At 69.5% G+C, this 8,061-nt stretch carries 10 protein-coding genes; 1 reads left to right on the top strand and 9 read right to left on the bottom strand.

Annotation, left to right across the window (positions count from 1 at the left end; all coding sequences use genetic code 11):
- The 6 genes from AC2VOP_RS19815 to hisD all read right to left on the bottom strand — a co-directional run.
- Window positions 1–208 (bottom strand): HisA/HisF-related TIM barrel protein (locus tag AC2VOP_RS19815; protein ID WP_486962551.1); only part of this gene is annotated, 208 nt, incomplete at its 3' end.
- Between the two features lie 8 nt (window positions 209–216).
- Window positions 217–945 carry a bifunctional 1-(5-phosphoribosyl)-5-((5-phosphoribosylamino)methylideneamino)imidazole-4-carboxamide isomerase/phosphoribosylanthranilate isomerase PriA gene (priA, locus tag AC2VOP_RS19810; protein WP_486962553.1) on the bottom strand — a complete coding sequence of 243 codons (729 nt, stop codon included), beginning with the start codon at window positions 943–945 and terminating at the stop codon, window positions 217–219.
- A 17-nt stretch (window positions 946–962) separates the two neighbouring features.
- Window positions 963–1,592, bottom strand: a complete 630-nt coding sequence (gene hisH / locus AC2VOP_RS19805) for an imidazole glycerol phosphate synthase subunit HisH (protein WP_486962550.1) — start codon at window positions 1,590–1,592, stop codon at window positions 963–965.
- On the bottom strand, window positions 1,589–2,203 hold the full coding sequence (gene hisB, locus AC2VOP_RS19800) for an imidazoleglycerol-phosphate dehydratase HisB (RefSeq protein ID WP_486962549.1): 615 nt from the start codon (window positions 2,201–2,203) through the stop codon (window positions 1,589–1,591). Before hisB ends, hisH begins: the two co-directional genes overlap by 4 nt.
- On the bottom strand, window positions 2,200–3,345 hold the full coding sequence (locus AC2VOP_RS19795; RefSeq protein ID WP_486962548.1) for a histidinol-phosphate transaminase: 1,146 nt from the start codon (window positions 3,343–3,345) through the stop codon (window positions 2,200–2,202). The genes hisB and AC2VOP_RS19795 overlap by 4 nt, the downstream gene beginning before the upstream one ends.
- Entirely contained in the window at window positions 3,342–4,658 is a 1,317-nt protein-coding gene (gene hisD, locus AC2VOP_RS19790) for a histidinol dehydrogenase (RefSeq protein WP_486962552.1), read from the bottom strand. The genes AC2VOP_RS19795 and hisD overlap by 4 nt, the downstream gene beginning before the upstream one ends.
- A gap of 142 nt (window positions 4,659–4,800) precedes the next feature.
- On the opposite strand from hisD, the gene AC2VOP_RS19785 reads away from it, so the two are divergent.
- Entirely contained in the window at window positions 4,801–5,211 is a 411-nt protein-coding gene (locus AC2VOP_RS19785) for a nitroreductase family deazaflavin-dependent oxidoreductase (RefSeq protein ID WP_486962547.1), read from the top strand.
- 21 nt (window positions 5,212–5,232) lie between these two features.
- Here AC2VOP_RS19785 and nadC read toward each other — a convergent pair whose 3' ends face one another.
- The 3 genes from nadC to nadA form a co-directional block, all read right to left on the bottom strand.
- Window positions 5,233–6,090 carry a carboxylating nicotinate-nucleotide diphosphorylase gene (gene nadC, locus AC2VOP_RS19780; RefSeq protein WP_486962546.1) on the bottom strand — a complete coding sequence of 286 codons (858 nt, stop codon included), beginning with the start codon at window positions 6,088–6,090 and terminating at the stop codon, window positions 5,233–5,235.
- Window positions 6,090–7,667, bottom strand: coding sequence for an L-aspartate oxidase (locus tag AC2VOP_RS19775; protein ID WP_486962545.1), 1,578 nt, complete (start codon window positions 7,665–7,667; stop codon window positions 6,090–6,092). The genes nadC and AC2VOP_RS19775 overlap by 1 nt, the downstream gene beginning before the upstream one ends.
- The coding region (gene nadA, locus AC2VOP_RS19770; RefSeq protein WP_486962544.1) for a quinolinate synthase NadA at window positions 7,664–8,061 on the bottom strand (398 nt) is incomplete at its 5' end. The genes nadA and AC2VOP_RS19775, both read right to left, overlap by 4 nt.

Raw genomic sequence — 8,061 nt, 5'->3', positions numbered from 1 at the left:
CCTCCAGCATGGTGGCCCGCCCCGACGACGACGCGGTGACGTCGAGGAAGGTCAGCTCGTCGGCGCCCTCGGCGTCGTAAACGGCGGCCAGTTCGACCGGATCTCCGGCGTCGCGCAGGTTCTCGAAGTTGACGCCCTTGACCACCCGGCCGTCGTCGACGTCCAGGCACGGGATGACCCGCACTGCCACGTCGCTGTGTAGACCCATGTCGTTGCCTACTCCTGCACCGCGGCCAGCGCCTGCAGCAGGGTGAACCGCCCGGCGTAAAGCGCCTTGCCGACGATGGCGCCCTCCACGCCGGTCTCGGTGAGGGCGGCGATGGCGCGCAGGTCGTCCAGGCTGGACACCCCTCCGGACGCGATGACCGGAGCGTCGGTGCGCTCGGCGACGCTGCGAAGCAGGCCGAGATTCGGGCCGCCCAGTGTGCCGTCCTTGGTCACGTCGGTGACGACGAACCGCGAACACCCTTGTTTATCAAGACGTTCCAGCACCTGCCAGAGGTCGCCGCCGTCGGTCTGCCAGCCCCGGCCGCGGAGTCGGTGCACACCGTCGACGATCCGCACGTCCAGCCCGACCGCGACCCGCTCGCCCTGCTGGGCGATCGCGTGCGCGCACCACGCCGGGTTCTCCAGTGCCGCGGTACCCAGATTCACCCGGGCGCAGCCAGTGGCCAGCGCTGCGCTGAGTGAGTCGTCGTCGCGGATGCCGCCGGACAGTTCCACTTGCACGTCGAGTTTGCCGACCACCTCGGCAAGCAGTTCGCGGTTGGAGCCGCGGCCGAAGGCGGCGTCCAGGTCGACCAGGTGAATCCATTCGGCGCCGTCACGTTGCCAGCCCAGCGCGGCGTCCAGCGCCGAGCCGTACTCGGTTTCGCTGCCGGCCCGGCCCTGCACAAGACGCACTGCGCGCCCGTCGACCACGTCGACGGCGGGCAACAGGACCAAAGCCGGGGGCACCGGATTCACAGCACCTCCACCCAGTTGTGCAGCAGGGCCGCGCCGGCGTCCCCGCTCTTCTCCGGGTGAAACTGGGTCGCGGCCAATGGCCCATCCTCGACGGCGGCCAGAAACGGCACTCGATGGCGCGCCCAGGTCAACAACGCGCCGGGACCGCCGTCCCAGCGTTGGGCGGCATAGGAATGCACGAAGTAGAACCGGGTGCGGGCATCGAGTCCGTTGAACAGCATGCTGTCCGGTGCGGCATCCACCACGTTCCAGCCCATGTGCGGGACCACCGGGGCGTCCAGCCGGGTGACCGCGCCAGGCCATCGACCGCAGCCCAGGGACTCGACTCCAAACTCGATTCCATGGGTGAAGAGGATCTGCATGCCGACGCACACCCCCAGCACCGGACGTCCACGTTGCAGCCGCTCGGCGATGATCTTGTCCCCGTTGATGTTCCGCAGTCCCGCCATGCAGGCCGCGAACGCGCCGACACCCGGCACCACCAGCCCGTCGGCGGCCACGGCGGCATCGGCATCGGGGGTCACTTCGACCGTCGCGCCAGCGCGTTGCAGTGCGCGCTGCGCCGACCGCAGGTTGCCCGAGCCGTAGTCCAGCACCACAACCTTCGGCCGGGAAACGTGGGTCACAGGGTGCCCTTGGTGGACGGTACGCCAGCTACCCGAGGGTCGCGTTCGACTGCCTGGCGCAGCGCGCGGGCGACCGCCTTGTACTGCGCCTCGGTGATGTGGTGCGGGTCGCGCCCGTAGAGGACGCGCACGTGCAGTGCGATGCGCGCATTGGCTGCCAGCGTCTCGAACACGTGCCGGTTGACGACGGTATTGTACGCCACCTTACTGCCCGCAATCGTGGTGTGCCGCAGGTGATCCGGTTCCCCGGTGTGAACGCAGTACGGCCGCCCGGACACGTCGACGGCGGCGTGTGCCAGCGTCTCGTCCATCGGTATGAACGCGTCGCCGAACCGGCGGATGCCGGTCTTGTCCCCCAGGGCCTGAGCAAGCGCCTGACCGAGCACGATCGCCGCGTCCTCGACGGTGTGGTGCGCCTCGATCTCGACGTCGCCCTTGGCGCGGATCGTCAGATCGAAACCGGCGTGGCTGCCCAGCGCGGTCAGCATGTGGTCGTAGAACGCTATCCCGGTGTCGACGTCGGCCATCCCGGTGCCGTCCAGGTCCAGTTCGGCGACGATCTCGGATTCTTTGGTCTTGCGCTCGATGCGGGCGCGGCGGTGCTCGCTCACTCTGCCCCCTTGAGGCTCTCAACGGCTGCTGCCAGTTCGGTGTCGGCCAACCGGGCACTGACGGCCAGCAGCGTGTCGTTCTCCCCGGGTAGGCCGATGGTTGCGCGCAGATATCCTTCGATGCCGACGTCGCGGATCAAAACCCCGGAGTCCAGATAGCGCTGCCACGTTGCGGGCGCCTCGGTGAACCTGCCGAAGAGCACGAAGTTGGCGTCGCTGGGGATCACCCGAAACCCCATGCCGGTCAACGCGCTTGAGACCCGTTCACGTTCGGCGACGAGCTGCGCGACGCTGCCCAGCGTTTCGTGGGCGTGTCGCAACGCTGCGCGGGCGGAGACTTGGGTGATCGACGACAGGTGATACGGCAGCCGCACCAACAGCATCGCCTCGACCACCGCCGGAGCACCGACCAGGTAGCCCAGCCGCCCGCCGGCGAATGCGAACGCCTTGCTCATGGTCCTGGTGACGATCAGCTTTGCAGGATACTGCTCGATCAGCGCCACCGCGCTGGGTCGCGACGAGAACTCCCCGTACGCTTCGTCGACGATCACGATGCCGGGTGCGGCGTCGAGCACGAGCTGCAGCTCGTCAAGCGAGATACTCTGCCCGGACGGGTTGTTCGGGCTGGCGAGGAACACCACGTCGGGTCGCCGCTCGTTGATCGCGGCGACGGCCACGGCGGCATCGAGACTGAAGTCGTCGGCGCGGTTGGCCACCAGCCATGCGGTCTGGGTGCCGCCGGCGATGATCGGATGCATCGAATACGACGGCACGAAGCCGACAGCGGTGCGGCCCGGGCCGCCGAACGCCTGCAACAGCTGCTGCAGTATTTCGTTAGAGCCGTTTGCCGCCCAGATGTTGTCAACGCCGACCCGGACGCCGGTCTGCACGGTCAGGTAGCCGGCCAGGTCGGTGCGTAGCGCGACCGCGTCACGGTCGGGGTAGCGGTGCAGGCCCGCCGCGGCGTCACGCACCGAACGGGTCACGTCGTCGACCAGCGCCGGACTCGGCGGATGCGGGTTCTCGTTGGTGTTCAGCCGCGCCGGCACCGTCAGTTGCGGCGCACCGTACGGGGACTTGCCGCGCAGGTCGTCGCGCAGGGGAAGGTCGGCGAGTGTGACGTTGTGACCGGGTGCGCTCACCGCTCGAACCTCCGCCGCACCGCCTCGCCGTGCGCGGGCAGGTCCTCGGCGACGGCCAGGGTTGTCACGTGTCCGGTTAGGTCTTTCAGCGCGGCCTCGGTGTAGTCGACGACGTGGATGCCGCGCAGGAAGCTCTGCACCGACAGCCCGCCACAGTGGCGGGCGCTGCCCGCCGTCGGCAGCACGTGGTTGGACCCGGCACAGTAGTCGCCGAGGCTGACCGGTGACCATGGCCCGAGGAAGATCGCTCCGGCGTTGCGGATCCGGGCCGCCGCCGCGGCCGGGTCGGCGGTCTGGATCTCCAGGTGCTCTGCGGCGTAGGCGTTGACCGCGCGAATGCCGGCGGCCACGTCGTCGACCAGGACGGTCGCCGACTGACGCCCGGTCAGCGCCGCTGTCACCCGCGTGCGGTGCCGGGTGGTCGCCAGCTGGGCAGTCAGCTCGGCCTCGGTGGCGTCGGCCAGCGCAATGCTGGGGGTGACCAGCACGCTGGCCGCCAGCTCGTCGTGTTCGGCCTGGCTGATCAGATCGGCAGCGACGTGTACCGGGTCGGCGGTGTCGTCGGCCAGAATCGCGATCTCCGTCGGCCCCGCCTCGGCGTCGATGCCGACCCGGGAGCGGCAGAGCCGCTTGGCGGCGGTGACGTAGATGTTGCCCGGTCCGGTGATCATGTCCACCGGGGCCAGCGCGACGCCGTCGGTGTCGGTGCCGCCGTAGGCCAGCAGCGCCACCGCCTGCGCGCCGCCCACTGCCCACACCTCGTCGACGCCGAGCAGCCGGGCCGCGGCCAGGATCGTCGGGTGCGGCAAGCCGTGAAACTGGGCTTGCGACGGGCTGGCCAGCACCACCGAGGCAACCCCCGCGATCTGCGCCGGCACCACGTTCATCACCACGCTGGACGGATACACCGCGTTGCCGCCGGGCACGTACAGGCCGACCCGCTCGACCGGAACCCAGCGTTCGGTGACTGTGGCGCCCGGGCCGAGCACGGTCATGGTGTCGGTGCGGCGCTGATCGGCGTGCACAGCGCGGGCTCGGGCGATCGCCTCCGCCAGCGCGGAGTGGACGTCGCGGTCGAGGCCGTCCAGCGCGGCGTCCAGGTCGGCGGCCGGCACCCGCACCGCGGCCGGCCGGACCCGATCAAAGTCTTCACTAAACTCCAGCGCCGCCGCCACGCCTCGCTCGGCGACCGCCTCGACGATCGGGCGCACCGTCGGCAGCACAGCTTCGACGTCGACTCCGCCGCGCGGCAGCGTGGCCCGCAGCTGGGCTGCGGACAGGTCGGTGCCGCGCAGATCGATACGAGCCATCAACGTCGGCGAGCTGGTCACGTCGACCATTGTCCCAGAGCCGTACAAGTGAATATCGCTGCACGTCGCTATAGCGTGACCGCAGATGTGGCCTCGCCGACATAGCATGACCGCACACCCTGTGAAGCGAAGGAACGGAGTCGCCATGGCCGCCAACGATGACCCGAACAGCACCCCGAGCGTACCGGCGCTGTTTCCGCCGTGGCTGGACCGGCTGCAGATCAAATACATGAACCCGGTGATGAAACGATTCGCGCGCTACCTGCCGGGGACCTCGATCATCGAGCACCGTGGCCGCAAGTCCGGCAAACCCTACGAAACCGTGGTGACCACCTACCGCAAGGGCAACCAGCTGGCCATCGCCCTGGGCCACGGCAAGGCCGACTGGGTGAAGAACATCCTGGCCGCCGGCGAGGCCGACGTCCGCGTGTACCGGCGGAAAATACACATCACCAACCCTCGGATTGTTCCGGTCGGTGGCGCCGATAAGTCGCTGCCGCTGGCGATCCGACTCCAGGGACGCCGGGTAGCCGTTCTCGTCGCCGACATCGCCTGACCGTTCGGTTTCGGCGCGAACCTACATGTCCAGCCCGATGTCGAGCACCCGCGCCGAATGGGTGAGCGCACCCACCGCCAGGTAATCCACCCCGGTGCCGGCGTAGTCGGCCGCGGTCTCCAGTGTCAGTCCGCCGGATGATTCCAGCAGCACTCCGGGGGCGCGGGCGTTGCGGCGCTGCACCGCGATCTGCGTCTGCCAGACGCCGAAGTTGTCCAGCAGCACCAGCTCGGGGTTTTCGGCAAGCACATCGTCGAGCTGGTCCAGCGAGTCCACTTCGACCTCGCACGGCACACTCGGGGCGGCGTCACGCACCGCCCGCAACGCCGCCACCACCGACCCGGCGGCCGCGACGTGGTTGTCCTTGATCAGCGCGGCATCGCCGAGCCCCATCCGATGGTTGACCCCGCCGCCGGCTCGTACTGCATACTTCTGCAACACCCGCAGGCCCGGCAGCGTCTTGCGGGTGTCGCGGATCTTCGCGCTGGTGCCGCGCACCGCGTGCACCCAGGCGGCGGTGGCGGTGGCGATCCCGGACAGGTGCCCGATCAGGTTCAGCATGGTGCGCTCGGCGGTCAGCAGACCCCGGGTGCCCGCCCGCAGTGTCAGCACCGCTGCACCCGGCCCGAGCCGCGTGCCGTCGTCAACCCGGTTGAGCACTTGGTAGCCCTCACGCCCGAGTATCTCGTCGAGAACCAGCAGTGCGACGTCCACCCCGGCGATCACGCCGGGATCCCGTGTCACCAGCGCCGCCTCCGTTTCCGCGTCGGCGGGCACTATCGCAGCGGTGGTGACGTCGGGACCGTAGCGCAGATCCTCGTCGAGGGCACGGGCGATGACCAGCCGCGCCTCGGCAAGCTCGGCGGCGGACAGCCGCATCAATACACCGCAGCCGGTATCTGGACCCGAATCACGCCGCCGACGAGGCGCACCGCTATGCTGCGCGCCTGGCCGGGGTCGGTGTCGGGGTAGTCGGCGCGGTGGTGGCAGCCGCGGCTTTCGTTGCGCGCCAAAGCGGCTGCGGCAACCGTCCGCGCAGCCAGTGTCAGCGCTGCATCCTCGAAGTCGTTGCGCCACAACACCGTCCGCGCGTTGCCCGCCGCCAGCTCATCGGCCAACCGGCGCAACCCGGCGGCCTCGCGAACCACCGATGCATCGCGGGACATGGCCTGCTGCAGCGCATCGCGTTCCAGAACAGTGTGTGCGATGCGGGCCGGCTCGGGCATCACCGCCCGCACGACACCGGCCGACACCGCATGCGCGGCGGCGGCGGCACCGGCACGGCCACCGACGACCAGTCCCTCCAGCAGGCTGTTGGAGGCCAGCCGGTTGGCGCCGTGCATGCCGGTGCGGCCCACCTCACCAGCTGCGAACAGCCCGGGCAGTTCAGTGCATCCGGTGACGTCGGTGATCACCCCGCCGCAGCTGTAGTGCGCACCGGGGATCACCGGGATGGGCTGGCGTTCCGGGTCGATACCGGCCGCCCGGCAGGCGGCGGTGACGGTCGGAAACCGGTCTTCGAAGCCGGCGATGCCGCGAGCGTCGAGATAGACGCAGGCATCACCGGTTTCCCTCAGCCGCTCGTCGATGGCCGCCGCCACCACATCCCGCGGTGCCAGATCGCCCATCGGGTGTACGCCTTCGGTGACCGAGCATCCCTGGGCATCAACCAGTTTGGCCCCTTCGCCCCGGACAGCCTCGGTGACCAGCGGCCGGCGGCCGCCAGCGCGCCCGTCGTAGAGCATGGTCGGGTGGAACTGGATGAACTCCAGATCGCTGACCGCGACCCCGGCCCACAGCGCCAGCGCCACCCCGTCGCCGGTGGCACCGGCGGGGTTGGTGGTGGCCCGGTAGAGGTGGCCCAGACCGCCGGTGGCCAGGATCACCGCTGGGGCGTGGATGACGCCGATCCCGTCGGCATTGGCTACCAGCACTCCGGTCACGGCGTCGGTGTCGCGCAGGACCTGCAGTGCGAGATGGCCGCGGCGGATGTCCAGTGCCGCCGCGCCCCGGTTGATCGCGCGTTGCACCTCGGCTCCGGTGGCATCGCCGCCAGCGTGGATGATCCGCCGTTGGGAGTGTCCGCCTTCTCTGGTCAGTGCCCACCGGCCGGTCGGCGTAGAGTCGAATCCTGCACCATCACTGGCTAATTCGGCTACTGCACGGTATCCGTCGGAGACGATGGAGGCGACCGCATCGGGCTCGCACAGCTCGCCGCCGGCGGCAATCGTGTCGGCGACGTGCGCCTCGACCGAGTCGTCGGTGTCCGGCAGCACCACTGCGATTCCACCCTGCGCGTAGTGCGTGGCGGTGACGGCGTCTGTCCGTCTGGACTTGTCGAGCACAACGACGCTGCACCCGGCGCGGTGGGCGGCTCGCGCCGCGGACAGGCCACCGATTCCGGTACCGATGACGACGACGTCAGCCGAGTGCTGCCACACGGCATCAAGCGTCATTTGCCGGTCGGGTTGGACTGCCCGATCGCCACCATCCGCTGCACGCTGCGTAGTGCCCGCCGTGCGATCGCTGGATCGACATGGATCTCGTCGGCACCCTCGATCAGGCAGCGCAACAGCGCCGCCGGGGTGATCATCTTCATGTACTTGCAGAACGCCTTGGAGTTGACCGCCTCGAAATCCACCTCAGGTGCGGCCTTCTGTAGCTGGTAGAGCATGCCGACCTCGGTGGCGACCAACACCTTCTCGGCCTGGGTTCTTCGGGCCTCCTCGAGCATGCCGCCGGTGGACAGGATCTTCACCCGCTCCTCCGGGAAGTGGCCCTCCCCGACCAGATACAGCGCCGAGGTGGCGCAGCCGCACTCCGGGTGCACGAACAGCTCGGCGTCGGGAT

Source organism: Mycobacterium sp. TH-M106 (genome assembly GCF_057473765.1).
Note: the sequence above shows the minus strand (reverse complement) of the source record. Positions and strands in the feature narration are given on the sequence as shown.